Here is a 26,737-nt window from a genome sequence, read left to right on the forward strand (position 1 = left end):
TCAGTTGTCCTTGGTGAGTTCGATGTCGATCAGCAGGGCCTTGGCCTGCACCTGGGCGCCCTGGGCTGTGTGCACGGCCTTGATGACGCCCGGTGCCTGGGCGTTGAGCCACATTTCCATCTTCATGGCCTCGATGGCGAGCAGCGGCTGGCCTTCGGTGATGGCGTCACCGGCCTGCACCAGCACCTGGGTGACGGTCCCGGCCACGGGCGCCAGGGCGCGGCTCGGGTCGAGGGCGTTGCCCGCGTCCGGCCAAGCCGAGACCTCGGTGAAGGTGAAGACGGCGGCGTCGATGACGAGGTTCAAGGTGTCGCCCAGCCACACCGCGCGCACGCGGCGCTGCACGCCATCGAGCTCGATGCGGGCTTCACCGCGCTCGGCGTTGTCGCTCAGCAGGCGCACGGTAACGGGGGCGGCCTGCGGGCTCATCGCCATGCGGTAGACGCCATCAGAGGCTGCGCCCACGCGCAGGGTGCGCTTGATGCTGTCTTGTTGCAACGGCAGGTCCCATGCGCTGACGCTGTCGGCGCGAAGCAGGGATGTCGTGCCTTGCTGGCGCGCGCCGAACAGGGCGCCCGCAATCAACCAGGCCTCGTCAGATGCGACCGGCGCCTGCAGGATCGGGTCACCATCGGCCTGCCACTGGTCGATCAGCGTGGTGGTCATGCTGCCGGCGCGAAAGCGCGGGTGGTCGACCAGGTCGCGCAGGAACCGGGCGTTGTGCTTCAGACCCAGCAGTGGCGCGTCGTCCAGCGTGGCCATCAGGCGGCGGATGGCGTCGGCGCGGTCGCGGCCGTGCACGATGAGCTTGGCCACCATCGGGTCGTAGTGGGGCGTGACCTCCCCGCCTTCGCGGATGCCGTCGTCGATGCGCACGCCCTCGTACAGTGCTTGCGCAGGGCGCCACCATTGCACCGGGCCAGTCTGCGGCGCAAAACCGGCGTACGGGTCTTCGGCGTACAGGCGTGCTTCGATGGCGTGGCCGCTCAAGGTGATGTCTTCCTGCTTGACCGGCAGCGGCTGGCCATCGGCCACGCGGATCTGCCACTCGACCAGGTCGAAGCCCGAGACCATTTCGGTGACCGGGTGCTCCACCTGCAGGCGGGTGTTCATCTCCAGGAAGTAGTGGTTGAGGTCCTGATCGACGATGTACTCGATGGTGCCCGCACCGCGGTAGCCGATGGCCTGGGCAGCCAGCACGGCGTCGCGGCCCATGCGCTCACGCATCGCGGGGCTCACCACGGGCGAGGGCGATTCTTCGATCACCTTCTGGCGGCGGCGTTGCGCCGTGCAGTCGCGCTCGCCGATGTAGACAGCGTTGCCGTGGGCGTCTGCGAAGACCTGGATCTCGATGTGGCGGCCATCCAGGATCAGGCGCTCGAGCATCAGCGTGCCGTCGCCGAAGGCGTTCTGGGCCTCGCGGCGCGCACTGGTGATGGCTTGCGCCAATTCGGCCTTTTCATGCACCAGGCGCATGCCGCGCCCGCCGCCGCCACTCACCGCCTTGACCAGCAGCGGGTAGCCCAGGCGCTCTGCCTGCTCGATCAGCGTGGCGTCGTCCTGCTTGTCGCCCAGGTAGCCGGGCGCGCAGGGCACGCCCGCTTCGATCATGGCGCGCTTGGCACCAGCCTTGTCGCCCATCACGCGGATGGCCTCCGGGCCAGGGCCGATGAAGGTCACGCCCGCGTCGGCGCAGGCCTGCGCGAAGTCGGCGTTCTCAGACAGGAAGCCGTAGCCCGGGTGCAGCGCGTTGGCGGCGGTCTTGCGGCAGGCGGCGAGCAGCGCCTCCACGTTCAGATAGGACTGTGCCGCAGCGGCCGGGCCAATGCAGACGGCCTCGTCGGCCAGCGACACATGCGGCGCCTGCGCATCGGCCTCGCTGAAGACGGCCACCGTGCGGTAACCGAGCTTGCGGGCAGTGCGGATGACGCGGCAGGCGATCTCTCCACGGTTGGCGATCAGGATTTTCGTGATCATGATGTGATCAACCTTGTTGGGGAACCCACTTGGGCTTGCGCTTTTGCATGAAGGCGCCGGTGCCTTCCTGGCCCTCGTCGCTGAGCACGGCCTGCGCGAAGAGGCGAGCTGCGTCTTCGACAAGCTGTTCGGGCGGGGTCAGGCGGGCGCGGGCCAGCAGGCCCTTGGTGGTGGCGATCGCCTGCGGGCCGCAGGCCAGGATGCTGGCGAGCGTGCGCTGCAGCGCGCCTTCGAGTTCGTCGGCGTTGTTGTGCACCTCGTGCACCAGGCGCAGCGTCAGGGCTTCGGCTGCCTTGATCTTGGCGCCCGTCACCGACAGGCGTTTGGCCTCAGCGTAACCCAGCCGCTCGACCAGGAAGGGCGCGATCTGCGCCGGGATGATGCCCAGCGAGGTCTCGGGCAGGCGGAAGGCCACGGTGTCCCGCGCCAGGCTGACGTCGGACACACAAGCCAGGCCGAAACCACCGCCCATCACCGTGCCTTCGAGCACCGTGACGATGGGCAGGGGCGAGCGGGCGTAGGCCAGGCACAGGCGGCCGAAGGCGGCATTGGTCTCGGCCACCGGGTTCAGTCCTTCAACCGGATCCGGCGCGGCTTGCATCTGAGCCAGCTTCATGCGGGCCTGCGCCATGTCCGAGATGTCGCCCCCGGCGCAGAAATGCCCGCCGCTGCCTCGCACCACCACCGCGCGCACGTTGGGGTCCTGTTCGGCGGCCTTCAGCCCCGCGAGCAGCTCGCTGACCATGGCCAGCGACATCGCGTTGCGCACCTCGGGGCGGTTGAGCGTGAGGGTGCAGACGCCTTGCGTGGTCTGCGCCTGGATGGTGGTGTAGCTCATCGCTGCGGGCCTCTCAGCGTGCCTTCTTGGGCAACGTGCCTTCGAACTTGCAGATGATGCCCAGCATGATTTCGTCGGCGCCACCGCCGATCGAGACCAGGCGGCCGTCGCGGTAGGCCTGCGAGATGGGGTTGTCGTAAGTGAAGCCCATACCGCCCCAGTACTGCAGGCAGCTGTCGGCCACCTCGCGGATCAAGCGGCCGCACTTGAGCTTGGCCATTGAGGCCATCTTGGTGACATCCTTGCCTTGCACGTACTCTTCGACGGCGCGGTAGGTCAGCGAGCGCAGCAGCTCGACCTCGGTGCGCAGCTCGGCCAGGCGGAAGTGGATGACCTGGTTGTTGATCAGCGGCGTGCCGAAGGTGTGGCGCTCCTTGCAGTACTCGATGGTCAGGTCGATGAGCTTGTCCAGCATCTTCAGCGAGTTGGCCGCACCGTACAGGCGCTCTTCCTGGAACTGGATCATCTGCATCATGAAGCCCGCGCCTTCGGTGCCGATCAGGTTGCGGCGGGGCACGCGCACGTTGTCGAAGAAGATCTGCGCCGTGTCCGACGAGTTCATGCCGATCTTCTTGATCTTCTGCGTGGTGATGCCCTTGGCATCCATCGGCACGATGATCAGCGACTTGTTGCTGTGGACCGGGCCTTCGGAGGTGTTGGCCAGCAGGCAGCACCAGTCGGCCTGTGTGGCGTTGGTGATCCACATCTTGCTGCCGTTGATGACGTAGTCGTCGCCTTCGGTGCGGGCCGTCGTCTTCAGTGCCGCCACGTCGGATCCACCACCGGCCTCGCTCACGCCGATGCAGCCCACCATGTCACCGGCAATCGCCGGGGCCAGGTACTCCTTCTTCAGCTCGTGCGAGCCGAAGCGGTGCAGCGCGGGGGTGCACATGTCGGTCTGCACGCCAATGGCCATGGGCACACCGCCGCAGGGGATGGCGCCCAGCTCTTCGGCCACCACCATCGAGTACGAGAAGTCCAGGCCCATGCCGCCGTACTCGGTGTCGTACTTGACGCCCAGCAGGCCCAGCTTGCCCATTTTCTTGAACACCTCGTGGGCGGGGAAGATCTCGGCGGCTTCCCATTCCTTCACGTAGGGGTTGATCTCTTGTTCGCAGAAGCGCTTGACGGTCTCGGCCAGGGCGCGGTGCTCGGCGGTGAATTGCATGGTGTGTCTCCTCGGGTCGCGGTGTTGACGCGTTGTGTAGGTGATATGTGGGTGATGTGTGGGCGATGGCTCAGAAACGCGCCACGCCAAAGGTGTTGCCGCGCAGCTGGCGCTGGTCGGCGTCGCGCGCCAGATCCAGGCACAGCGAGAGCACGCGGCGCGTATCGCGCGGGTCGATCACGCCGTCGTCCCACATGCGGGCGGTGCCGAACAGCACGTTGCTCTCGGCGTCCAGGCGCTTCCTGATTTCGGCCGACATGCCTTCGAGCATGGCGTCGTTGACGGGCATGCCGGCGCGCTCCATCTTGCCGCGCGTGACGATCTCCATGACCTTGGCGGCTTGCGCGCCGCCCATCACGGCCACACGTGCCGAGGGCCAGCTGAAGATGAAGCGCGGATCGAACCCGCGGCCGCACATGCCGTAGTTGCCGGCACCGAACGAGCCATTGAGCACGATGGTGAACTTGGGCACCCGCGCGTTGGCCACCGCCTGAATCATCTTGGAGCCGTGCTTGATGGCGCCACCGTGTTCAGCTGCCGAGCCCACCATGTAGCCAGTCGTGTTCTGCAGGAAGACCAGCGGCGTGCCGGATTGGTCGCACAGCTGGATGAATTGCGCCGCCTTGGTCGAGCCCTGCGGCTGGATGGGGCCGTTGTTGCCCAGGATGCCGACCAGGTGGCCGTTGATGCGGGCGTGGCCGCACAGCGTCTCGCTGCCGTAGTTGGCCTTGAACTCCAGGAAGTCGGAGCCATCGACGATGCGGGCGATGACCTCGCGGGTGTCGAAGGGTTCGCGATCATCGGCGGGGATGCAGCCCAGCAACTCCTGTTCGTCGTACAGCGGCGCGGGCACGGCGGGCCCTTCACGCACGGCATCCCATTGCAGCTTGTCGACCAGGTCGCGCGTCAGCGCGATGGCGTGGGCGTCGTTGTCGGCCAGGTACTCGCCCAGGCCGGTTACGCTGGCGTGCATCTCGGCGCCGCCCAGGTCTTCGTCCGTCGCGTCTTCGCCGATGGCGGCCTTGACCAGCGGCGGGCCGGCCAGGTAGATGCTTGAGCGGCCCTTGACCAGCACCACGTAGTCCGACAGGCCGGGCAGGTAGGCGCCACCCGCGGTGGACGAGCCGTGCACCACGGCGATCTGCGGGATGCCCATGGCCGACAGGCGCGCCTGGTTGGCAAAGCTCTTGCCGCCGTCGACGAAGATGTCAGCCTGGTACATCAGGTTGGCGCCGCCGGATTCGACCAGGCCAATCAGGGGCAGTTTGTTCTCGCGGGCGATCTCTTGCGCGCGCAGGCCCTTCTTGAGGCCCATGGGCGAGATGGTGCCGCCCTTGAGCGCCGAGTCGGACGCGGTGATCAGGCAGCGCTTGCCGGCCACCACGCCGATGCCGATGATGGTGCCGCCACCCAGCACGCTCTTCTTGCCGTCGTCGTCGTGCATGCCCAGCCCGGCCAGGGTGGACAGCTCCAGGAATGGCGTGCCGCGGTCGATCAGGCGGGCGACGCGCTCGCGGGGCAGCAACTGACCGCGCTTGTCGAATTTGTCGCGTTTGGCGGCCGAGCCCTCGCGCACCAGGGCTTCGAGGGCGCGGACCTGGTCCAGCCGTTCGGTCATGCGGGCCACGTTGGCCTGGAAGGCGGGTGACTGGGGTGTGAGGGCAGTGCGCAGGGCGGGCATCGTCTGTGGCATCCTTGATCGTGCCCTTGCACTGTAGTCGCAGGTTGACGTTAACGTCAACTGATTGCGTATAGGGTGAACCACCGATGTCGCGCGTCATTCCTCGTCGATAATTCAACGTTGAGTCAACCGCATGGTTGGCACGTCAAGGGAGCAAGACACTGTGGGCCGCCAGCTGAAAGCCAAATCGACCAGGGATGCCGAGTGGGGCGACGAAGACATCGATGCTGACCTGCCCGCCGCGGGCATGGCCAGTTGGCCGCTGTCGGACGAACACGAAACCGACGCCCTGATGGGCATCGCCGAGGTCTGTGAGCGCTATGGCGTGTCGCCCCGCGCCCTGCGTTTCTACGAAACCAAGGGGCTGCTCGCGCCCCGCCGCATCAATGGCACCCGGGTCTACAACCGGGATGACCGCGCGCGGCTGCGCCGCATCCTGCGCGCCAAGTCACTGGGCATGCCGCTGTCCGAGATCAAGCACTACCTGGACATGTACGGCCGCCATGGCGAGGGCCGCATCCAGCAGCTGACCTACGTGATCGAGAAGACGGATGCGGCCATCGCCGATCTGGAGGCCAAGCGCGCCGAGATCGACGCGACGCTGGCCGAACTGCGGGCCATCAATGCGCACAGCCGCTCGGTGTTGTCGGCCAAGCGCAAATCGGGCGGCTGACGCAGCCCGGGTTCAGTGCGTTCAGCGGGCGCCCACGCGTGCGAGGTGGGTGTCGATGCAGCGGAGCAGGGCCTGCACGTCCAGCGGCTTGGTGAGGTAGCTGGCAAAGCCGGCCGCCTCGGCGCGGTGGATCTGGTCGGGCATGGCGTCGGCCGAGAACGCCACCTTCGGAATGGCCTGGAGCCCGGGGATCCGGTCGAGCGCTTCGGCCAGCTCGAAGCCGGTCATGTCACCGAGGTGCATATCGAGCAGCAGGAGGTCAGGCGGTGCCGCCTGGGCCTGCGCGAGTGCGGCAGCGCCATCGGGCGCGACCACGAGATGGCAGGCCGGGCGCAGGCTCAGCACATTGCGCACCAGTTCGGCATTGATCTCGTTGTCTTCGGCGTAGAGCACCGTCATCTTGGGCGGCTGGGGGGGCGGCGCGTGCGACGCGGACGACGTGACCAATGCGGTCTCGGCCGTCACGATGCGCTCGGGCTGAGCCTGGCCCACGGGCAGCCAGGCGGTGAAGCGCGATCCCACGCCCGGCGTGCTGTTCACGTCCAGTCTGCCCTGCATGGCCTCCAGCAGCTTGCGCACGATCACCAGACCGATGCCTGTGCCCTCGATGCCGCTGTGTTCGGCCCCCAAGCGGTCGAAGGGCTGGAACAGGCGCTGCAGCTGCTCGGCCGACAGGCCCTGGCCGGTGTCGGACACGCTGATGGCCACGTGATGATCTTGCTGCCAGATGCGCACCTGTACCTCGCCATGCGGACGGTTGTACTTGACCGCGTTGCTCAGCAGATTGACCAATACCTGGCGGAGTCGCATCGGATCGGCCCACACAGGCAGGTGTGGCTCGGCTTGGGGCGCCAGCAGCCGGATGGCCTTGTCGCTGGCCAGCCCTTCAACCAGGTACAGCGCTTCTTGCAGCACCGTCAGTGGCGTGGTGGGCTGGGGCGACAGCGGCAGGTTGCCGGCCTCGATGCGCGACAGGTCGAGCACGTCGCTGATGATGCCCAGCAGGTGCGAGCCGGCGTCCTCGATGAGCTGCACTTTCTTGAGCTGAGCTTCGCTCAGCCCGCCCTTCGGGTCCAGCCGCAGCAGCTGCGCAAAGCCGATCACGGCGTTCAGTGGCGTGCGCAGTTCGTGGCTCACGCGTGAGAGAAAGTCGCTCTTGGCCTGGTTGGCGTCCTGGGCGACACGGGCGGCGAGCTTGGCCTCGGCCAGGGCCTTCTTGTCGGTGACGTCGGCTGTGTGGCCGTACCAGACGATGCTGCCGTCGGCCTCGGTGACGGGAATGGCATGGCCGCCGTACACGCGCAGGCCGCGCGAGGGCAGGATCACGCGGTATTCGAAGTCCACCGGCTTGAGCGCGGCCCCGGGTGGTGGCGCGGTGGCCAGCCGCCGTGCGTAGGCCAGGTCGTCGGGGTGCACGCGGATGTGGTGGGCGTAGTAGTCGCGCGCCATCTGTTCGTGCGGCAGCTCGAACATCTCCATGGCGCGGTCACTGATGTACAGAAAGCGGGCCCGCCCGGCGGCGTCAAATCCGATCTTGTGGATCAGGCCGGGCACGAACTTGCCCATGCTGCTGAGCAGGGCTTCGCGTTCGCGCAGGCCCTGGTCGGCGGCCTTGCGTTCGGTGATGTCCTCGATCACGGTCGCGAAGTGCGAGGGCTGGCCTTGCTCATCGTGCACCAGACACGAGGTCACCAAAGCCCAGACGGTCTGCCCGTCCGGGCGCAGGTAGCGCTTCTCGCGCCGGAAATGACTCAGCGCGCCGCGGATCATGTCCTGGGCGGCTTGCGCGTCATGGCCTACATCGTCCGGGTGGGTGATGTCCTGGAAGCGGCGCTGCTGCAGCGCCTCGGCCGGGTAGCCGAGCATGGTGCACAGGCTGGGGTTGACCTCGATGAAGCGGCCATCCAGACTCACCAGCGCCTGGCCGGTGGCAGACAGCACAAAGGCCTGCTGGTAGCGCCGGGCCTGGGCGCGGGCTTCCTGCAGGGCTTGTGTCAACGCGTCATCGTCGTGCTTCACCGCACCCCCATGAAGACCTTCCAGCGGTGTTCATTGTGCCGCTTCGACTGTCGCAGGGCTTCCTCGGCGGTGTCCAGTAAGGCCTTTCCCGAGGGGACGCTGTCGTCATAGGCCGCCGCGCCGATCGAGACACCCACGCCAACCTCATCCCCGCCTGACAGCGCAATGGGCGCCGCGACAGCGCGGCGGATGCGCTGGCTGAGCACTTCCGCGGACTCGAGGGCGCCATGGCGCATCACGATGCCGAATGTGTCACTGTCGAAGCGGCAGACGGCGTCGCCGGTGCGCACCTGCAGCACCAGCCGGCGGGCCACCTCGCGCAGCACCTCGTCGCCTGCGGCATGGCCGAACCCGTCATTGACCTGCTTGAAGCCATCCAGATCGAGCAGCAGCACGCTGAAGGGTTCGCCCGTGCGCATGGCGTGGGCCAGTTCGCCCTCGAGGCTGCGGTCGAAATGCACGCGGTTGCCCAGGCCGGTCAGCGCGTCGGTCAGCGCCAGCTGGGACAGCTGGGTGGCCTGCTCGTGGCAGCGCAGCGCACACTGCAGCAGGGTGGCGAGATCTTGCAGGCGGACCTGCTCCTCTGGCTGAAAGGCGCGGGCCTGGGTGTCCATGACGGCCAGCACACCGCGTATCCCGCCGCTGTCGTCCAGTAGCGGGACGCTGAGGTGGCTGCGCAGCCCGGGGGGGCTGGTGACCAGCGGATGGGCTCGAACGGCCGGCCACTGCAGCAGATCGTGCGTGTGGCGGGGCTCCGGCGTCAGCGGCGCGAGGCGGTCGCACAGCGCGTCGTCTCGAGGCAGGCTGTCGACCGGCAGCCCCACGCTGGCGACGAAGCGCAAGTGCGCGGCGTCCAGCAGCCCGACAGCGGCCGCTGGCGCGCCCATGGCTGCGGCGGCAAGGCGGGCCACGGCGTCGAGCTCGGCTGCGGCGACTGCAGGCGGGATGTCGGTGAGGCGGGGTGGGGCTTGCATGGTGGATTCGGTCATCGCTTGACTGGATATCGGCTGCTGAGGCCCAAACCTCAGGGCTCGGCCGGGGTTTTCGGGGCTTCCCCGAGGTGCCCGGGCGCCGTCCCCCCTGATCAAGCGGCCGGGTTCACGCGATGTGGGCGGCGCAGCAAAGGGATTCCCCTTTCCATTCAACGCGCCCCATTGCGCACCATGGGCTTGCGTGGCTGTTCACGCGATCTCACGGCAAGGAGCACACCATGAACCCCACCCAATGCGACCAACCTGCTGCCCTGTTTGCCGCCTGCATGCACGCCGGCGGTTGGCCCAAGCTGGGCTTTCAGTGCCAGGACGACGCCGAAGAGGTGCTTTCCTGCTACGACGACATCATCCTGTTGTGACGCGATCCACTGTGGCGGGCGGCGCGCCCCTCAGGCGCTGTCGTCCTCGGACAGCGCCCGCCACAGGATGCGAAACAGTTCGTCGAACTGCTCGATGAGCGGCTGCTTCTCGCGCCGCACGATGTGCATCAGCGCGACGCGCCCTACCAGGCCCATGAAGACGTCCAGCAGCACCTTGGCCGACACGCGGCGGTTGAGCACCCCGCGGGCTTGCCCATCCTTGAACACCCCCAGGAAGGCGCCCATCAGTTCGGGGCTTTCGTAGATGCGGATGTTGCGGTGCCTTGAGACCGGCACGGCGGTGAACAGCAGCATCATCACTGCCGGGTGCTTGTCCATGTAGTCGAGCGTGACCCAGAAGGTCTTGCGCAAGCGCTCGCGGGCGTCGTCGATGCCCTGCAGGTGGTCGATCATGCGCTCGGCCAGTCGGCCAAGCATGACGTCCAGCATGGCGTAGACCAGCACCTCCTTGCTGCCGAAGTACTTGTAGATGGTCTGCAGCGACACGTTGGCCGCCTTGGCCACATCCAGCAGGCTCACCTCGTGAAAATCCCGTTCAGAAAACAGCGCCAGCACCGCCTTCTCCAGGCGGTGAAGCGTGTCGGCCCGCATGCTGTCGAGGGCCGCGCGGCGCTCGACAGCGGTTTCGGGTGGGGCGGTGCGGGCATCGGTTTGCATGGGGAAGGTGACGTACCGTTGGGGTAATCATTATTACCAGATGAACGGTCGTTCGCAAAAAAGTGGCGCCTCCCCTTGCCGATTGTTGACGTTAACGTCAATATCCTTCGCTGAGGCGTGCGCCAGGAACACTGGGCACGCTGCGCGTCAGGCCGGTGTCGTGGCTGAACACCTGGGGTAAACCAGAGGTTTGGTGTTGGGTAATCCAAATTACCTGATCGTTTGCCGGCCGGCGCGTTCGTGAGAGCAGATTGCGTGAACCGAGGAGACACCCCCATGCCCATTCAAAACTTCGCCCCCGCCTGGATGACCGACGAGCACAAGATGGTGTTCGAGTCGGCCAAGCGCTTCATGATCGAGCAATGGCAGCCCAAGGACGAAGGCTGGCGCGCCCAGGGCATGATGGACCGCCAGGCCTGGGAAGACGCCGGCGCCAACGGTTTTCTGTGCGCCTCGATGCCCGAAGCGTACGGCGGTGGCGGCGGTGACTTCGGCCACGAGGCCGCCCTGGTTCTGGCCCAGGGTGAAGCCGGTATCGGCGGCTTTGGCGGCTCGCTGCACTCTGGCATCGTGGCCCCCTACATCCTGCATTACGGTACCGAAGAGCAGAAGAAGCGCTGGCTGCCCAAGCTGGCCACCGGCGAGCTCATCGGTGCCATCGCCATGACCGAGCCGGGCACAGGCTCCGACCTGCAAGGTGTGCGCACGCTGGCGCAGAAATCCGAAGACGGCCAGACTTACAAGATCAACGGCAGCAAGACCTTCATCACCAACGGCCAGCTCGCCAACCTGATCATCGTCGTGTGCAAGACCGACAAGGACGCGGGCGCCCAGGGCATCTCGCTGTTCGTGGTCGAGACCGACGAGGCCCCCGGCTTCCGCCGTGGTCGCAACCTCGACAAGATCGGCATGGAAGCGCAGGACACCTCCGAGCTGTTCTTCGACGACGTGGTGGTGAGCAAGCACAACCTGATCGGCGAGCAAGAGGGCATGGGCTTCTTCCAGCTGATGCAGGAGCTGCCGCAAGAGCGCCTGCTGGTGGCCCTGGCGGGCATCGCCGCCATGGAATACGCGATGAAGGTCACGCTCGAATACACCAAAGAGCGCAAGGCCTTCGGCAAGCCCATCTTCAGCTTCCAGAACACGCGCTTCAAGCTGGCCGAGTGCCAGGCCCTGTTGCTGGCCTCGCGCGCCCTGGTCGATGCGGCCATGGTCTCGCACCTCAAGGGCGAGCTGGGCGTGGACCGCGCTGCACTGATCAAGTACTGGATCACCGATAACCAGTGCAAGCTGATCGACGAATGCCTGCAGCTCTTCGGTGGCTACGGCTACATGAAGGAGTACCCGATCGCCCGCCTGTGGGCCGACTCGCGCGTGCAACGCATCTACGGCGGCACCAACGAGATCATGAAAGAGCTCGCTTCGCGCTTCCTGTGATCTGCGGCTTCGTCTTCCACTCAACCTACATCTGAGGAGCTTCACATGATCGAAGCCTACATTTTTGATGCCGTCCGCACCCCGCGCGGCAAGGGCAAGAAAGACGGCAGCCTGCACCAGGCCACGCCCGTGTGGCTGCTGCGCACCCTGCTGCAGGGCCTGCAACAGCGCCACAACCTCGACACCTCGCTGGTCGACGACGTCATCCTGGGCTGCGTGACCCCGGTGGGCGAGCAGGGCGCCGACATCGCCCGTACCGCCGTGCTGGACGCCGGCTGGGCCGAGTCGGTTGCGGGTGTGACGCTGTCGCGCTTCTGCGCCTCGGGCCTGGAAGCCATCAACATGGCCGCCGCCAAGATCCGCGCCGGCCTGGGCGACATGGTCGTTGCCGGTGGCGTCGAGAGCATGAGCCGCTGGCCCATGGGCTCCGACGGTGGCGCCTGGGTCATGGACCCGCGCATCAACAGCGGCACCGCCTTCGTGCCCCAGGGCATCTCGGCTGACCTGATCGCCACGCTGGAAGGCTTCTCGCGCGCCGACCTGGACGCCTACGCCGCCGAGTCGCACCGCCGCGCCGCCGCCGCGCAGGCCGAGGGCCGCTTCGACAAGTCGGTCATCCCCGTCAAGGACATCAACGGCATGCTGATGCTGGCCAAGGACGAGACCATCCGCCCCGGCACCTCGGTCGAGTCGCTGTCCAAGCTGATGCCCTCGTTCGAGATGATGGGCACCATGGGCTTCGACGCCACCGCGCTCGACAAGTACACGACCATCGAGAAGGTCATCCACGCCCACCACGCCGGCAACTCCTCGGGCATCGTCGACGGCGCCGCGCTGGTGTTGCTGGGCAGCAAGGAAGCAGGCCAGAAGGCGGGCCTCAAGCCCCGCGCCCGTGTGCTGATGACGGCCGAGTGCGGCTCCGAGCCCACCATCATGCTGACCGGCCCGACGCCGGCCTGCAAGAAGGCGCTCAACAAGCTGGGCATGACCCCGGGCGACATCGACCTGTGGGAAATCAACGAGGCGTTCGCCACCGTGCCCATGAAGACCGCCAAGGACCTCGGCGTGTCGATGGACCGCGTCAACGTCAACGGCGGTGCCATCGCCATGGGCCACCCGCTGGGCGCCACCGGCGCCATCATCCTGGGCACCGCCCTCGATGAACTCGAGCGTTCGGGCAAGTCCACGGCGCTCGCCACCCTGTGCATCGGTGCCGGCATGGGCATCGCCACCATCATCGAACGCGTCTGATCCGGGAGGCCCACACCATGACTCAATCTCAAGCCTTCACTTTCGAGATCGATGCCGACGGCATCGGCCTGGTCACCATCGACATGCCGGGGCGCGCGATGAACGTGCTCAACCCGACCCTGGTCGAGCCGTTTGCCGCGCTGGTCAACCAGCTGGAAACCGACGCCAACCTCAAGGGCCTGGTCATCACCTCGGCCAAGTCGACCTTCATCGTTGGCGCCGACATCGACCAGCTCACGCAGATCACCTCGGCGGAAGAAGCCTACAAGCTGTGTGAAGACCTCAAGGGCATGCTGCGCCGCATGGAAAAGAGCGGCAAGCCCGTGGTGGCCGCCATCAACGGCACGGCCCTCGGCGGCGGCCTGGAGCTGGCCCTGGCCTGCCACGCCCGCATCGCCATCGACGACCCCAAGACCAAGCTCGGCCTGCCCGAGGTCAAGCTGGGCCTGCTGCCTGGCGGCGGCGGCACCCAACGCGTGCCCCGCATGATCGGCATCCAGAAGAGCTTCGAGCTCATCACCCAGGGCAAGGAACTGACTGCGGCCAAGGCCAAGGACATGGGCCTGGTGACCGAGCTGGCATCCAGCCGCGAAGACATGCTGGCCAAGGCCAAGGCCTGGTGCCTGGCCAATCCGAAGGCCTCGCAGCCTTGGGATAACAAGGGCTTCCGCATCCCCGGTGGCGACAGCAAGAGCCCGGCCGTGGTGCAGATGCTGGCGATCGCCCCGTCGATGGCCAATGCCAAGGCGCACGGCAACTACCCGGCCATCACGCACATCATGAGCTGCCTGTTCGAGGGCTGCCTGCTGGACTTTGATGCGGCCTCGCAGGTCGAGTCGCGCTACTTTGCGGCCTGTGTGGTCTCGCAGACCAGCAAGAACATGATCGGCACGCTGTGGCACCAGCTCAACGCCATCAAGAAGGGCCAGTCGCGTCCCAAGGGCTTTGCCGAAAGCAAGGTCAAGAAGGTCGGCATCCTGGGCGCCGGCATGATGGGTGCGGGCATCGCCTACGTGTCGGCCAAGGCCGGCATCGACGTCGTGCTGCTCGACACCACGATCGAGAACGCCGAGAAGGGCAAGGGCTACTCGCAAGGCCTGCTGGACAAGGCCATCAGCCGTGGCAAGTCCACCGCCGAGAAGCGCGACGCGCTGCTGGCCCGCATCAAGCCGACCACGTCGTATGATGACCTGCAGGGGTGCGACCTGGTGATCGAAGCGGTGTTCGAAGACCGCGAGATCAAGGCCGTGTGCACGAAGAAGTCGGAAGCCGTCATCGCCGCCGACGCCGTGTACGCCTCGAACACCTCGACGTTGCCCATCACCGGCCTGGCCACTGCCTCCAGCCGTCCGGCCAACTTCATCGGCCTGCACTTCTTCTCGCCGGTCGACAAGATGCCGCTGGTCGAGATCATCGTGGGCGAGAAGACCTCGGACGAGACCCTGGCGCGTGGCTTCGACTACGTGCTGCAGATCGGCAAGACCCCGATCGTGGTCAACGACGCGCGCGGCTTCTACACCTCGCGCGTGTTCGGCACCTACGTGATGGAAGGCCTGGCCATGCTGGGCGAGGGCGTGCACCCGCGTTCCATCGAGGTCGCGGGCCTGAAGGCCGGCATGCCCATGCCGCCGCTGGCCCTGCAAGACGAGGTCTCGCTGAGCCTGGCCCTGTACATCGCCGAGCAGACCAAGAAGGACCTGCTGGCCGAAGGCAAGGAGCTTCCCCACCACCCCGGTCAGGCCGTGCTGCAGAACATCGGCGCCACGCAAGGCCGCATCGGCAAGAAGGCCGGCAAGGGCTTCTACGACTACAACGGCAAGGAAAAGTCGCTGTGGCCTGAGTTGACCAAGCTGTACCCGCCGGTGGCCCAACAGCCCTTGCAGCAAGAACTGGTCGACCGCCTGCTGTACGTGCAGGCCAACGAGGCCGCCCGCTGCTATGAGGAGAAGGTGGTGCGCTCGGTGGCCGACACCAACATCGGCTCGATCTTCGGCTGGGGCTTTGCACCCAACCAGGGCGGCGCGCTGCAGTTCATCAATGCGGTGGGCCCGAAGCAGTTCGTCGCACGTGCCCGCGAGCTGGCCAAGGCCTACGGTCCGCGCTTCGAGCCGGCAGCCATCATCGTCAAGCTGGCCCAGGAAGGCGGCCGCTTCGAGGACGTGGTGTGAGCCCGAGCGCTGCCCACGCCACCATGGCTGGCCCGCTGAGCGGCTTGCTCGATGGTCTGCGGGTCATCGACCTGTCGCGCAACCTGCCGGGGCCGTTCAGCACGCGCATGCTGGCCGACCTGGGCGCCGAGGTGATCAAGGTGGAGCCGCCCGAGGGCGACCCGGCGCGGCCTCTGACGGCCTTGTTCGAGGCGCTCAACCACGGCAAGCCCTGCCGCACGGTCGATTTCCGCAACGAAGCCGATCTGGCCCAGTTGCGGGATTGGCTGGCGGCGGCCGATGTGATGGTCGACAGCTTCCGCCCCGGCGTGCTGCAAGGCATGGGGCTGGATGCGGAGCGCCTGCATGCGCTGAACCCGAAACTGGTGATGGTCTCCATCACCGGCTTCGGGCAGAGCGGGCCCTGGGCTGGCAAGGCGGGTCACGACCTGAACTTCCTGGCCATGTCGGGGGTGCTGGATCAGATGCGTGCGCCCACGGGCGAGCTGGCCTTATCCAATGTGCAGTGGGGCGATCTGGCCGCAGGCAGCGCGATGGCGACCATCGCCGTGTTGGCCGCCGTCATCGAGGCCCGCCGCACGGGGCGGGGTCGCCATGTGGATGTGAGCATGACGCATGGGCTGCACACCCACCTGGTGATGCCCAAGGCCACGGCGGCGCTGCTGGCGCCCATCCTGGGGCGGCGCCCCCAGGCCGGTGAAGACCTGCTCAATGGCGGTCTGCCTTGCTACAACCTGTACGCCACGGCCGATGGCCGCCACCTGGCGGTGGGGGCGCTCGAACACAAGTTCTGGAAGGTGGCCTGCGAGGTCTTCGAGCGCCCGGATTGGGTGAACCGCCACTGGCAGCGCGGCGCCTTCCCAGGCTCGCCTGATGCGGCGGCACTCAAGGCCGAGGTGGCCGCCCTGGTGGCCAGCCAGCCGCTGGCTTATTGGGCGCACAAGTTCGAAGCGGCCGATGCCTGTGTGACGCCGGTGCTCACGCTGGACGAGGCTCAAGCCCACCCGCTGTTCGCGGGTGGCCAGCCAGTTCAGCCCTGGACGCTGGTCTGACGGTTCGCCCTCGGCCGGTTTGAACGGTTTTGTCTGATCGGGGGGTCAGACGGATGCAGGCTTGGCATCGTTGGGTGCCAATGCCTGCATTTTTTCGTTCACGCGCTGCTCCAGCGCGCGGGTCAGCTCTTTGCGGTAGCGGTTGAGGTCTTGGACTGAGCCAAAGCTGCGTTCCATCAGCGAGCTCATGTTGGCCAGAATGCGCTCAACCACCTTGTTTTCCCACACGGCGTCAAACTGGATCTGCTTGTCCAGCCAGTGCTCCAGCCACTCGGGGTTGGGCAGACGTGACTGGATGGTGTCCCGCGGAAACAGCGCCTGGTTGACGTGCAGGTTGGTGGGGTGCAGCGCTTGGGCCGTACGGCGCGCGCTGGCCATCAGCACACCCACTTTGGCAAAGGCGGCACGGGCCTCGTCGCCGAAGCGGTTCATGGCTTTCTTCATGTAGCGCAGGTAGGCGCCGCCGTGGCGGGCTTCATCGCGCGCCAGGGTGTCGTAAATCGCCTTGATGACGGGCTCGGTGTGCCACTCGGACGCCCGGCGGTACCAGTGGTGCAGGCGGATCTCGCCGCAGAAGTGCAGCATCAGCGTCTCCAGCGCCGGCGCCGGGTCGAACTCGAAGCGCACTTCATGCAGCTCTTCTTCGGTGGGCACCAGGTCGGGCCGGAAGCGACGCAGATACTCCATCAACACCAGCGAGTGTTTTTGCTCTTCAAAGAACCACACCGACATGAAGGCCGAGAAGTCGCTGTCGTCGCGGTTGTCGCGCAGAAACATCTCGGTGGCCGGCAGGGCGGCCCACTCGGTGATGGCGTTCATCTTGATGGTCTGGGCCTGCTCTTCGCTCAGCTGGCTGGCGTCGAACTGGTCCCAGGGGATGTCCTTTTCCATATTCCAGCGAACGGATTCGAGTTGTCTGAACAGTTCGGGGTAGAGCATGCTGCACTCCAGGAAAAACGAGTCCCGCCAAGCGGGGACGGGTCCGGCCGTGAACGATGATAGCTGCCGCAGAATGGTCTAGCGATCATCGTCTGATCAGCCACCTCTTACGCCAGGGTATCCGGAGTGGATGACAGTTGCGCGTCTGTGTGGTGGTCGAGCCTGTCTCAATCGAGCTCTGACGCCATTTTGAGCACGTCTGGCCGACAGATGAGCAGAGCCCCCCTGCTTTGGACCGCGCCCTCTCGCTGGAGCGCTGCCATGGTCCGGCTGACGGTTTCGGTGGTCAGCGCCATCAGCGAAGCCATGTCGTGTCGGGACAGATCTGGCACATGGCTTGGACCGCTGAGATCACATAGGTGGGCAAGCAGCCTGGCCACCCGGGCGCGGGCGGGGCCGGTGGACAGTCCGGCGATCACGAAGTCAGCACGTGTGAGCGCGCGCAGCCAGAGCGCGTGCAGTTCTGCAGCCAGCCAAGGCGTGTGACGAGCAGTGGCAAGCAACAAGTCGATGCGCATGCAGCAGGTATGCGTTGTCGTGAGTGCGATGGCCTGTGACTGCGCTACCCGGCCTGTCAGCCCTTCCAGCCCAATGACGTCGCCCGGCTCGATCAAGCGCAGCGTGCGATCGCCGCCGTGCGGGCTGGTCTGTTGCAGGGCGCCCAGGCCAGCGCACACCGCATGGACTCGGCCAAGCGACTGCCCTTGCTGGTAGATGGCCGAATGGGCAGGCCAGCTGTGTGGCCGAACGTCGTGAACGAGGTCGGTGCCGGGGAGCGTTTCGCGGAGCCGGCATACAAGACACGAGCCTCCCAGGGGCGGGGTACCCATGCAATGCCGCGGCGACGCGGCAACCGTTGCCCCCGGGGGCTGCATGTTGCGGCCGGGCGTGGATGGATTCACGGTACTCCCTGGATGTGACGCTGTCATCTTGTAACGGACGGATTCTGGTGCGAGTGCCCACTGGTGACAAGGCGGTCGCCTGTCTGGTCACCAGTCTTGGGGGGTGACAGACTGGTCGTGCGAAAAGTCAATGACTCGGGTTTGTGCCCGGCCGGACCATGGTTGCGAATTCGTGAAATGGTTCACGAATCATTACCTGATGGGAGTCACACCATGACCTTGAAGTCCGTTTCCATGGCCGCCCTGCTGGCCCTGTCCGCCTTGTCCGCCTCCGCCCTGACGCTTCAGCCTTATGAGGTGGCAAAGGCATCCAAAACGTTTGCGACTCTGCCGGAAGACGTTCTGGGCGTACCAGGGTCGTTTGTCGACACCTACCTGGTCACCTTTGGCGGGAAGTTCGCCGATGCGCCCTACGCGGAGATCGGTTTCGCGTTCACCGAGGTGCGCCTCAAGGATCTGGTGAACATCGATTTTGGCAGCATCGCGTTCACTACGCTGGGCGGCGCGCCAATCATTCCAGCGCTGGTGCCTGTCCCTGGCACTGGCCCGGCCGACTCGGTCAGCACTGAGTTTGTGTATGAAACCAGTCCCTTCCTGATGACCGTGAGCGGCAAAGTTGTCGGTACGAGCGCGGGAACCAAGGGGTCTTACTCTTTCGAGATGGTGGCCGCGCCGGTGCCTGAGCCGCAGACTTACGCGCTGGCCCTCAGCGGACTGGCCATGGTCGGCTGGGCCGTGTACGCCGCGGCACGCGAACGTCTGGCGCCTGATGACGCCAAAGAAGAAAGGGAGGGGCCCCGGCCGCAGGGCCGGCGGCCTGGCAAATGACGTGCCGTTGAGTGCTTTTCGAGTCTCATCCTTTAAGGTCTTGCAAAGCGTTTCAACTCGTGTCGCATTTCACGGAAAACGCGCTTGTCAAGCCCCCCGCGAACAGGGGACGGCACGGTTTGCATTCGTTGACATGCGAGAGGTGCGGCTACACCCTTGCCCCCGCACCTGTCCAGGGTGTGAGTCGGGTCACTGGGACCTGGTTCAACGCAGTACAAACTCGGGAGTCTCTTATGCAACTCAAGTCCGTCGCCTTCGCAGCCGTCATGGCGTTCTCCGCCCTGTCGGCCTCCGCTCTGACCCTGCAACCCTATGAGGTCTCGAAAGGCTCGAAGACCTTCGCTGATGCAGGCGCTTTCACGGATGTTCACCTGATCGAGTTCGGCTCGGGCTTCGACGCCTTCCCGGCGGCCGAACTGGGCTTTGCGCTGACTGAGCTCAAGCTCAACAGCATCGTCGACATCAACTTCGACTCGGTCGCGTTCTATGCCTATGGCGATTACGATCCTCTGACCAAGCAGATCACGGGCGCGGCCTTCAAGTCGCTGACCCTGACCGCCGCCAACGGCCCCGCCGACAGCGTGAGCACCAACTTCTCGTACGCGACCACGCCGTTCTGGATGGTCATCAAGGGTGACGCTGTGGGCACCGGCCTGACCAAGGGCTCGTACTCGTTTGAAATGGTGGCGGCACCCGTGCCCGAGCCTCAGACCTACGCCCTGACCGCCAGCGGTCTGGCGCTGGTGGGCTGGCTGGCGGCACGCCGTCGCCGCGCCGCCTGAAACGCGCGTCAAGCAGGTGTCTCGCCGGTGGGGCGGGGCATCCACTGGAGGGCCGTCTCATGGACGGCCCTTTTTTCATCCGCGCTCAGGCGCTGCAGGTTGCGCACCATCAGTGCCGTACGCGGGCTGGCGGCCAGTTCGGCCTCGTGGCGCGCAAGAAAGTCCCAGTACAGCGCGGTGTAGGGGCAAGCGTCAGGCCCACTGCGTTGCTTGGGGTCGTAACGGCAGCCCCGACAGTGGTTGCTCATGCGCTGGATGTAGGCGCCGGAGGCCGCGTAGGGCTTGCTGGTGAAGCGGCCGCCGTTGGCGTACAGCGCCATGCCGGCGACGTTGGGCAACTCGACCCATTCCACCGCATCGACATAGATGGCCAGAAACCAGTCGGACACCGCCTGGGGCCGCACGCCGGCCAGCAGACCGTACAAGCCCAGCACCATCAGGCGCTGGATGTGGTGGGCGTAGCCGTGATCGAGTGTCTGGCGCAGGGCATCGCGCAGACAGGCCATGTCGGTGTCGCCCGTCCAGAAGAAAGCGGGCAGATCGCCTTCGGCGCGCAGGTGGTTCGCCTCGGCCAGATCCGGCATGTCCAGCCAATAGACGCCGCGTATGAACTCGCGCCAGCCCAGCACCTGGCGGATGAAGCCTTCGGTGCTGGCCAGCTCGGCCCGGCCTTGACGCCAGGCGGCCTCGGCGGCTGCGATGACCTCGCGCGGATGCAGCAGGTGCAGGTTCAGTGCGGCCGACAGCAGCGAATGCCAGCCGAAGGGGGTGGCCTCCCACATCGCGTCCTGATGGCGACCAAAGCCACTCAGGCGCGTCTGGATGAAGGTGTCCAGCGCCTGCAGGGCCTGGGCGCGGGTCACCGGCCAGCCGAAGTGCGCAAGCGAGCCGGGGTGATTCGGGAAGCGGGCCTCTACCAGCGCGATCACGTCCTGCGTGAGCGCGTCAGGCGCAAAATGGGCCGGCGGCGGGATGAGGCCGGGGCCCTGCTTGGGGTAGGGCGCGCGATTGTCTTCGTCGAAGTTCCACTGGCCACCCTCGGGTTCGCCGCTGGCATCAAGCAACACGTGGTGGCGCTGACGCATCCAGCGGTAAAACCATTCCATGCGCAGTTCGCGCTTGCGCGCGGCCCACTTGGCGAAGTCCGCCCGGCTGCACAGGAAGTGCGGGTCGTGCATCCACGTGAGCGGCACGCCCTCGGTCAGCGCGGTGGCTTCAATGTCGCGTGCGAGCCGCCAGGCGCCGGCTTCCATCACACGAAGGCGGGCGGGGCGCAGGGTGCGCAGCGTGGCCGCCAGGCGACCGGCCAGCGTGGGCGTGCTGGCGTGCGCCGGCTCGTCCAGCGCGATGTGGTGCACCTGCCAGCCTGCGGCGCGCAGCGCTTGCGCGTGGTGGCGCATGGCGGCCAGAAAGAGCGCAATACGGGCCTTGTGGCTCCAGACATGCGTGGCTTCGCCCGGGGCTTCGATCAACAGCACCTCATCCTGGGCCGGATCGGCCTCGGCCAGCGCGGGGTGATCGTGCGCGAGCTGGTCGCCCAGGATGAGGATCAGGTCGCGCACGGCTGACTGCCCCGCGCGGCGCGGCGGCAGCGCTCGCTGCAGTAGCGCACCTCGTCCCAGGTGCGGGCCCATTTGCGGCGCCAGGCCATGGGGCGCTGGCAATGGACGCAAGGCTTGACGGGCAGGTGGGCCTTGAAGCCCTTGAGCGGCGTAGACACCTCAGTCCGCCCGCATGGCTGTGTGCTGCTGACGCCAGTTCGCCACTTCCTGGGCGAGCTGTGCGGGCGAGCCAATCACCCTCAGATGGTCCGGCGGCCTGCGCTGCAGCAGCGGGTGCTGCCCCCCCGCCCACAGCGCGACGTGGGCGGGTAGCTTGGCCCTCAGCTCCGCGAGCATGTCGGTGACCAGCGGTGCTGGCGCCGCTGCAGTAAAGCCGATGGCCACCACATCCACACGGTAGCGGCCTGTGGCTTCAACCAGGTCCCACAGCGGGGTTTGCGGGCCCAGGTTGATGGGGTGCGCACCCAGGAGGTTCAGCCAGCACTCAGCCACCTGCAGCCCCAGGCCGTGGGCCTCGCCAGGAAAGGTGCTCAGCAGCACCCTGGGACGGTCGTGTTCGGCCGGCAGCGGCAACTGGCTCAGTGCAGCGTGCAGACTCTGTTGCACAGCCTGGCTGACCCAGTGCTCCTGCGGCACATTGAACCGGCCGCGCAGCCAGCCGTCGCCCATGGCGTACATCAGCGGGGTGGCCACATGGGTGAGGAAGCGGGCCAGACCTTCTTGCATCAAGGCCAGGCGCAGCAGACGTCTCAGCTGCTGAGGGGCGTGCGCATCAACCGCAGCCAGGGCCATGGCCATCCAGTCGGTGGTCGGCAGGGCCTCCTGTGGCGTCGCATAGGCACTCGGTTCCGGCGGGGCGTCGCCCTGATGCAGCGGGGTGTGTCGCAGCGGCATGGTGGCACGGCGGCGCACCTGCTCCGGCCGCAGACCCTGCGCATCTGCGCTGCGGCCCGCCAGCATCTGCAGATCGTCCAACGGCAACCTGACCACCCTGCCCGGACGGTGGCCTACATCCAGCAGTCGCTTGATCAGCCGCAGTCGCTCGATCTGATCGATCGGGTAGCTGCGCTCGCCCTGTCGATCACGCTCCGGGCGCGGAAAGCCATAACGCTTCTCCCAGACGCGCAAGGTGTCCTTGCTTAAGCCGGTGTCGCGCTCCACGGCGGCGATGGACAGCAGCAGCGGTTTGTTCATCTTGATTGTGCATCCGTCGGCAAGCGTGCCGCGTAAAAGCAGGCGGGTGAGCGAGGCGTGTGCAAAAACTGTGAGCGACGCCGTTTTGACCTGGACAACAGATTGTGAATGATTCAGGTTGAACCTAATATAGGCCAACAACCCTATTTTGACCAAGACAAACAAGGTGTCGCATGAAGACAAAGGCCGTTCACGTGGGCTGGGGGCTGCTCTGCTGGGTCTGGTCCGGCCTGGCGTTGGCGCAGACAGACACCGCCGCGCGGGCCGCTGTGCCCTGTCCGCCCTTGCTGGACCGGACGGTGCTGCGGCTGCAGGATGAACAGCCGCAGTCCCTGTGCCAGTACGCGGGCCAGGTCATTCTCGTGGTGAACACGGCCAGCCGCTGCGGTTACACCGGGCAGTACGCAGGGCTTGAGGCCCTCTTCACGCGCCATCGAGCCCGTGGCTTCGTGGTGCTGGGCTTTCCGTCGAACGACTTTGCCCAGGAACCCGGCAGCGCGCGCGAGATCGCTGATTTCTGCGCGAACACCTTTGGCGTGCGCTTCCCGATGTTCAGCAAGACGGTGGTGCGTGGGCCTCAGGCCAGCCCGCTGTACGCGGATCTGGCGCGCTTGTCAGGCGCTCCCCCCCGTTGGAACTTCCACAAGTACCTGATCGCGCGCGACGGCCGCACGGTCAAGGCGTATGCCAGTCAGGTGGCGCCACAAGATGCCACGCTGCTTCGCGACATCGAACAGGCACTGGCGAAATAAATACTGATCAGTTATTATATGAACTACGCGGTATGTATCCGCGATGGAGATGCACAATGAAGCGAGTCGCGGTGGTAGGTGGGGGCATAGCCGGCCTGGGTGCAGCGTGGACACTGGCCCAGCACGGCGCGCGATGCGAGGTCACGGTGTTCGAGGCCGGTGCACGCCTGGGTGGTCACGCGAACACGGTGGACATCACGCTGCCCGACGCGTCGGGGTGTGCGGTCACCCACGGGGTGGACACCGGCTTTCTGGTGTTCAACGAACGCACCTACCCGCGGCTGATCGAGTTGTTTGGTCGGCTGGGCGTGCCCACGGCGCCGTCCGACATGTCGTTCTCTGTGCAGGTGCCGCCCGACGCCCGGGGCCTGGCGGGTCTGCGCCCAGGGTTGGAGTGGTGCGGCTCTTCACTCGACACGGTGTTTGCGCAGCGCCGCAACCTGGTGTCGCCGGCGTTCTGGCGCATGCTGGCTGACATCGTTCGCTTCAACCGGCTGACCACCGCGCTGGCCGAATCCGGTGAAGAGGCCGCGTTGCGTGAGCCCATCGGTGATTGGCTGGTGCGCCACCGTTTCAGTGATGCCTTCCAGCAGGGCTACCTGCTGCCCATGGTGGCCTGCATCTGGTCGTGTCCTGTGCGACAGATGATGGCGTTCCCCATTGCCACGCTCATCCGCTTCTGCCACAACCATGGGCTGCTGCAAGTGGCCAACCGCCCGCAGTGGTACACCGTCCGCGGTGGCTCGCGTGAGTACGTGCGGCGTATCGCCCGTGACCTGCCGGATGTGCGGCTGGCCACACCCGTGCATGGCGTGGTGCCGCTGGGCCCTGTCGGCGAAGCGGGCGTGATGGTGCACAGCAGCGCGGGTGCCGAGCGCTTCGACGCGGTCGTGCTGGCTTGCCACAGTGATCAGGCGCTGGCCATGCTGGGCGCCGCAGCCACCGTGGAAGAGCGCGCCGTGCTGGGCGCCATCCGCTACCATCCCAATGAGGCCATTCTGCACACCGACACCGGCGTGTTGCCGCAGCGCGAGCAGGCCTGGGCCGCCTGGAACTACGAGCGCGCGGTCGCACCCGGTCAGGAAGACCAGCACGTCTGCCTGCACTATCTGATCAACCGGCTGCAGCCGCTGCCCTTTGCACAGCCGGTCATCGTCTCGCTCAACGCCTTGCGCCAGCCGCGCCCCGAAACCGTGCTGGCCCGCATCGACTATGCGCACCCGGTCTTCGACCAGGCGGCCATCGACGCACAGGCCCGTCTGAGCGGGTTGCAGGGTCGACGCGGAGTGTGGTTCGCCGGAGCCTGGGCGGGCTACGGCTTCCACGAGGATGGTCTGAAGGCGGGGCTCGCGGCCGCGCAGGGAGTGATGGCCTGGGCGGGACGCGCAGAGGCAGCCTCATTGCGAACCCACACGCTGGCGAGTGTGGCGGCAGCATGAGCATGGCACGTGCGCAGTTCGGCTTCGGTCAGGTGCAACACAAGCGCTTGAAGCCAGTCCTGCATGCTTTCCGCTACCGTAGCTTCTTCTGGTTGCTACCCATGCGCACGCTGGCGCATCAGCCGGAGCCTTTGCTGCGCCGCAATGGGCGCGGTTGGCTGAGCTTTCACGATGCGGATCATGGCGTAGGCGGGCCGGATGCCCTGGCGTGGCTGGACGGCGTGCTGCGTCAACACGGCTGCTGGGACGACGCCCTCACGCAAGGCGAGGTCTGGCTGCAGACCTATCCGCGTGTGCTGGGTTACGTCTTCAAGCCGGTGAGCTTTTGGTACGTCCATCGCGCCGATGGCGCGCTGCATGCGGTCGTGGCCGAGGTCAACAACACCTTTGGCGAGCGTCACATCTACCTGTTGAGCGGGCCTGCGCTGCGCTGGGGCCACGAGATGCGCGCCGACAAGGTGTTTCATGTCTCGCCCTTTTGCCGCGCCGAGGGCCATTACCGCTTTCGCTTCATGCGCGCCGATGAGCGCCTCGTCGCCCGTGTCGACCACCATGATGAGGCGGGCGTGGTCATCGAGACGGCCATCAGCGGCCGCCTGACCGCCGTCACCGCGGCCAGCGTCCGCCAGGCCATCGTGGGCTGGCCGCTGATGACGCTGGGCGTCATCGCACGCATCCACTGGCAGGCGCTGCAGCTGTGGCGCAAGCGGGTGCCCTTCTTCTCCAAGCCGGCGGCGCCGGCGCAGTTCGTCACGGGCCAACAAGGACCGAAGCCATGAAAACATCCTCCTCGACCCTGTCGTCTTCCGGGCCGGGTGCCCTGAGCATGCCATCTGATGCGCCGGCTGCGGCGCGCGCCGTTCTGCGGCTGCTGCAGCGGCTCAAGGTGGGCACGCTGGAGCTGCAACTGCCCGACGGCAGCACCATGCGCACTGGCCAGGCGCGCCATGTGGGCGACGCCGAACCCCGTGCCGGCTTGATCCTGCATGACTGGGCCGTGTGCGCGGCCGTGTTGAAGTCTGGCGACATCGGCTTCGCCGAGGGCTACATCGATGGCCACTGGAGCACGCCCGACCTGACGGCGCTGCTCAAGTTGTTCATCGCCAACCGCGATCACATCGAATCGGCCATCTACGGCCACTGGTGGGGGCGGCTGGCCTACCGCATTCGCCACCTGCTCAACCACAACTCGCGCGCCAACAGCCGCAAGAACATCCAGGCCCATTACGACCTGGGCAACGACTTCTACCGCTTGTGGCTGGATCCCACCATGAGCTACTCGAGCGCGTGGTTCGAGGGTCGGCGGGATGGTGATCTGGTTCAGGCTCAGCGGGCCAAGGTGCACCGCGCGCTGCGCGAGGCGGGCGTCACCGCTGAGCAGCCTGGACAGCGCGTGCTTGAGATCGGCTGTGGCTGGGGCGGGCTGGCCGAGATCGCTGCGGCCGAATGCGGCGCCCACGTCACTGGCGTCACGCTGTCGACCGAGCAACTCGCCTGGGCCCAGGACCGGATGGCCCGTGCCGGGTTGGCCGAGCAGGCCGACCTGCGTCTGCAGGACTACCGCGACATCGCCGATCCACCGTTCGACGCGCTCGTCTCCATCGAGATGTTCGAGGCCGTGGGCCAGTCCTACTGGCCGGGCTACTTCGAGACGGTGGCACGTTGTCTGAAGCCGGGTGGCAAGGCCTGCATCCAGACCATCACCATCCACGACGACCTGTTCGAGCGCTACAGCCGCTCGACCGATTTCATCCAGCAGTACATCTTCCCCGGCGGCATGCTGCCGTCCGACCAGGTGTTCCGCGCCCATGCACGGCGTGCCGGGCTCGAAGTGGTCGAGGCCATGGCCTTCGGGCCGGATTACGCCGAGACGCTGCGGCGCTGGCGCACGGGCTTCCACGCCCATCTGCAGACCAGTCAAGGGCTGGGCTTCGACCTGCGCTTCCAGCGCATCTGGGAGTTTTACCTCGCCTACTGCGAGGCAGCCTTCGACATGGGCAACACCAACGTTGTGCAGTACACGCTGCGCAAGCCAGGCTGAGCACG

General features: G+C 66.4%; 24 protein-coding genes. 12 read left to right on the forward strand and 12 right to left on the reverse strand.

Translation table 11 applies throughout. The features are described 5' to 3' along the window. The 4 genes from GTZ97_RS01085 to GTZ97_RS01100 form a co-directional block, all read right to left on the reverse strand. On the reverse strand, nt 1-1,977 hold the full coding sequence (locus GTZ97_RS01085) for an acetyl/propionyl/methylcrotonyl-CoA carboxylase subunit alpha (protein WP_161648648.1): 1,977 nt from the start codon (nt 1,975-1,977) through the stop codon (nt 1-3). A 7-nt stretch (nt 1,978-1,984) separates the two neighbouring features. Continuing rightward, entirely contained in the window at nt 1,985-2,815 is an 831-nt protein-coding gene (locus GTZ97_RS01090; RefSeq protein WP_161648649.1) for an enoyl-CoA hydratase/isomerase family protein, read from the reverse strand. Nucleotides 2,816-2,828: 13 nt separating this feature from the next. Continuing rightward, nucleotides 2,829-3,983: an acyl-CoA dehydrogenase family protein gene (locus tag GTZ97_RS01095; RefSeq protein WP_161648650.1), complete on the reverse strand. Its 1,155-nt coding sequence runs from the start codon at nt 3,981-3,983 to the stop codon at nt 2,829-2,831. 70 nt (nt 3,984-4,053) lie between these two features. Next, complete coding sequence (locus GTZ97_RS01100) at nt 4,054-5,664, reverse strand: acyl-CoA carboxylase subunit beta (protein ID WP_161648651.1); 1,611 nt, start codon at nt 5,662-5,664, stop codon at nt 4,054-4,056. Between the two features lie 133 nt (nt 5,665-5,797). Between GTZ97_RS01100 and GTZ97_RS01105 the strand changes: the two genes are divergently transcribed. Then, nucleotides 5,798-6,337: a MerR family transcriptional regulator gene (locus tag GTZ97_RS01105; protein WP_236650937.1), complete on the forward strand. Its 540-nt coding sequence runs from the start codon at nt 5,798-5,800 to the stop codon at nt 6,335-6,337. A 21-nt stretch (nt 6,338-6,358) separates the two neighbouring features. On the opposite strand, the gene GTZ97_RS01110 is transcribed toward GTZ97_RS01105, so the two are convergent. Both GTZ97_RS01110 and GTZ97_RS01115 read right to left on the reverse strand, forming a co-directional pair. Next, the gene (locus GTZ97_RS01110; RefSeq protein ID WP_161648652.1) at nt 6,359-8,356 is read right to left on the reverse strand and encodes a hybrid sensor histidine kinase/response regulator; all 1,998 of its coding nucleotides are present in this window, start codon (nt 8,354-8,356) and stop codon (nt 6,359-6,361) included. Beyond that, nucleotides 8,353-9,330 (reverse strand): GGDEF domain-containing protein, encoded by a 978-nt coding sequence (locus GTZ97_RS01115; protein ID WP_161648653.1) that lies wholly within the window; start codon nt 9,328-9,330, stop codon nt 8,353-8,355. The genes GTZ97_RS01110 and GTZ97_RS01115 overlap by 4 nt, the downstream gene beginning before the upstream one ends. Before the next feature lie 236 nt (nt 9,331-9,566). On the opposite strand from GTZ97_RS01115, the gene GTZ97_RS01120 reads away from it, so the two are divergent. Further along, a complete protein-coding gene (locus tag GTZ97_RS01120; RefSeq protein WP_161648654.1) occupies nt 9,567-9,707 on the forward strand; it encodes a hypothetical protein in 141 nt (46 codons plus the stop codon). Between the two features lie 30 nt (nt 9,708-9,737). Here GTZ97_RS01120 and GTZ97_RS01125 read toward each other — a convergent pair whose 3' ends face one another. Beyond that, nucleotides 9,738-10,385, reverse strand: coding sequence for a TetR/AcrR family transcriptional regulator (locus GTZ97_RS01125; RefSeq protein WP_161648655.1), 648 nt, complete (start codon nt 10,383-10,385; stop codon nt 9,738-9,740). Nucleotides 10,386-10,661: 276 nt separating this feature from the next. Between GTZ97_RS01125 and GTZ97_RS01130 the strand changes: the two genes are divergently transcribed. The 4 genes from GTZ97_RS01130 to GTZ97_RS01145 are packed head-to-tail and all read left to right on the forward strand — an operon-like array spanning nt 10,662 to nt 16,293. After that, nucleotides 10,662-11,822 (forward strand): acyl-CoA dehydrogenase family protein, encoded by a 1,161-nt coding sequence (locus GTZ97_RS01130; protein ID WP_161648656.1) that lies wholly within the window; start codon nt 10,662-10,664, stop codon nt 11,820-11,822. 45 nt (nt 11,823-11,867) lie between these two features. Continuing rightward, nucleotides 11,868-13,073, forward strand: a complete 1,206-nt coding sequence (locus GTZ97_RS01135) for an acetyl-CoA C-acetyltransferase (protein ID WP_161648657.1) — start codon at nt 11,868-11,870, stop codon at nt 13,071-13,073. A gap of 17 nt (nt 13,074-13,090) precedes the next feature. After that, nucleotides 13,091-15,241 (forward strand): 3-hydroxyacyl-CoA dehydrogenase NAD-binding domain-containing protein, encoded by a 2,151-nt coding sequence (locus tag GTZ97_RS01140; RefSeq protein ID WP_161648658.1) that lies wholly within the window; start codon nt 13,091-13,093, stop codon nt 15,239-15,241. Beyond that, nucleotides 15,238-16,293, forward strand: a complete 1,056-nt coding sequence (locus GTZ97_RS01145) for a CaiB/BaiF CoA transferase family protein (RefSeq protein WP_330863517.1) — start codon at nt 15,238-15,240, stop codon at nt 16,291-16,293. The genes GTZ97_RS01140 and GTZ97_RS01145 overlap by 4 nt, the downstream gene beginning before the upstream one ends. Before the next feature lie 45 nt (nt 16,294-16,338). On the opposite strand, the gene GTZ97_RS01150 is transcribed toward GTZ97_RS01145, so the two are convergent. Beyond that, nucleotides 16,339-17,232 carry a ferritin family protein gene (locus GTZ97_RS01150; protein WP_161648659.1) on the reverse strand — a complete coding sequence of 298 codons (894 nt, stop codon included), beginning with the start codon at nt 17,230-17,232 and terminating at the stop codon, nt 16,339-16,341. Between the two features lie 167 nt (nt 17,233-17,399). Beyond that, nucleotides 17,400-18,161, reverse strand: coding sequence for a Crp/Fnr family transcriptional regulator (locus GTZ97_RS01155; RefSeq protein WP_330863518.1), 762 nt, complete (start codon nt 18,159-18,161; stop codon nt 17,400-17,402). A gap of 186 nt (nt 18,162-18,347) precedes the next feature. On the opposite strand from GTZ97_RS01155, the gene GTZ97_RS01160 reads away from it, so the two are divergent. Together GTZ97_RS01160 and GTZ97_RS01165 are read left to right on the forward strand one after the other, a co-directional pair. After that, nucleotides 18,348-18,962 (forward strand): FxDxF family PEP-CTERM protein, encoded by a 615-nt coding sequence (locus GTZ97_RS01160; RefSeq protein WP_161648661.1) that lies wholly within the window; start codon nt 18,348-18,350, stop codon nt 18,960-18,962. 233 nt (nt 18,963-19,195) lie between these two features. Beyond that, on the forward strand, nt 19,196-19,744 hold the full coding sequence (locus GTZ97_RS01165; RefSeq protein WP_161648662.1) for an FxDxF family PEP-CTERM protein: 549 nt from the start codon (nt 19,196-19,198) through the stop codon (nt 19,742-19,744). 8 nt (nt 19,745-19,752) lie between these two features. Here GTZ97_RS01165 and GTZ97_RS01170 read toward each other — a convergent pair whose 3' ends face one another. Genes GTZ97_RS01170 through GTZ97_RS01180 form a run of 3 tightly spaced genes read right to left on the reverse strand, consistent with a single transcriptional unit; the run spans nt 19,753 to nt 22,500 of the window. Then, complete coding sequence (locus GTZ97_RS01170) at nt 19,753-21,306, reverse strand: cryptochrome/photolyase family protein (protein ID WP_330863519.1); 1,554 nt, start codon at nt 21,304-21,306, stop codon at nt 19,753-19,755. After that, the gene (locus GTZ97_RS16560) at nt 21,294-21,464 is read right to left on the reverse strand and encodes a DUF2256 domain-containing protein (protein WP_161648664.1); all 171 of its coding nucleotides are present in this window, start codon (nt 21,462-21,464) and stop codon (nt 21,294-21,296) included. Before GTZ97_RS16560 ends, GTZ97_RS01170 begins: the two co-directional genes overlap by 13 nt. Before the next feature lies 1 nt (nt 21,465). Further along, nucleotides 21,466-22,500, reverse strand: coding sequence for a MerR family transcriptional regulator (locus tag GTZ97_RS01180; RefSeq protein WP_161648665.1), 1,035 nt, complete (start codon nt 22,498-22,500; stop codon nt 21,466-21,468). 173 nt (nt 22,501-22,673) lie between these two features. Here GTZ97_RS01180 and GTZ97_RS01185 point away from each other — a divergent pair, with 173 nt between their 5' ends. Genes GTZ97_RS01185 through GTZ97_RS01200 form a run of 4 tightly spaced genes read left to right on the forward strand, consistent with a single transcriptional unit; the run spans nt 22,674 to nt 26,732 of the window. After that, complete coding sequence (locus GTZ97_RS01185; RefSeq protein WP_161648666.1) at nt 22,674-23,252, forward strand: glutathione peroxidase; 579 nt, start codon at nt 22,674-22,676, stop codon at nt 23,250-23,252. 56 nt (nt 23,253-23,308) lie between these two features. Then, on the forward strand, nt 23,309-24,691 hold the full coding sequence (locus GTZ97_RS01190) for an NAD(P)/FAD-dependent oxidoreductase (RefSeq protein ID WP_161648667.1): 1,383 nt from the start codon (nt 23,309-23,311) through the stop codon (nt 24,689-24,691). Then, complete coding sequence (locus tag GTZ97_RS01195; protein WP_161648668.1) at nt 24,688-25,470, forward strand: DUF1365 domain-containing protein; 783 nt, start codon at nt 24,688-24,690, stop codon at nt 25,468-25,470. The genes GTZ97_RS01190 and GTZ97_RS01195 overlap by 4 nt, the downstream gene beginning before the upstream one ends. After that, nucleotides 25,467-26,732, forward strand: coding sequence for an SAM-dependent methyltransferase (locus GTZ97_RS01200; RefSeq protein WP_161648669.1), 1,266 nt, complete (start codon nt 25,467-25,469; stop codon nt 26,730-26,732). Before GTZ97_RS01195 ends, GTZ97_RS01200 begins: the two co-directional genes overlap by 4 nt. Nucleotides 26,733-26,737: the final 5 nt, after the last annotated feature.

It is taken from the genome of Aquabacterium fontiphilum (genome assembly GCF_009909205.1).
Classification (GTDB): domain Bacteria; phylum Pseudomonadota; class Gammaproteobacteria; order Burkholderiales; family Burkholderiaceae_C; genus Aquabacterium; species Aquabacterium fontiphilum.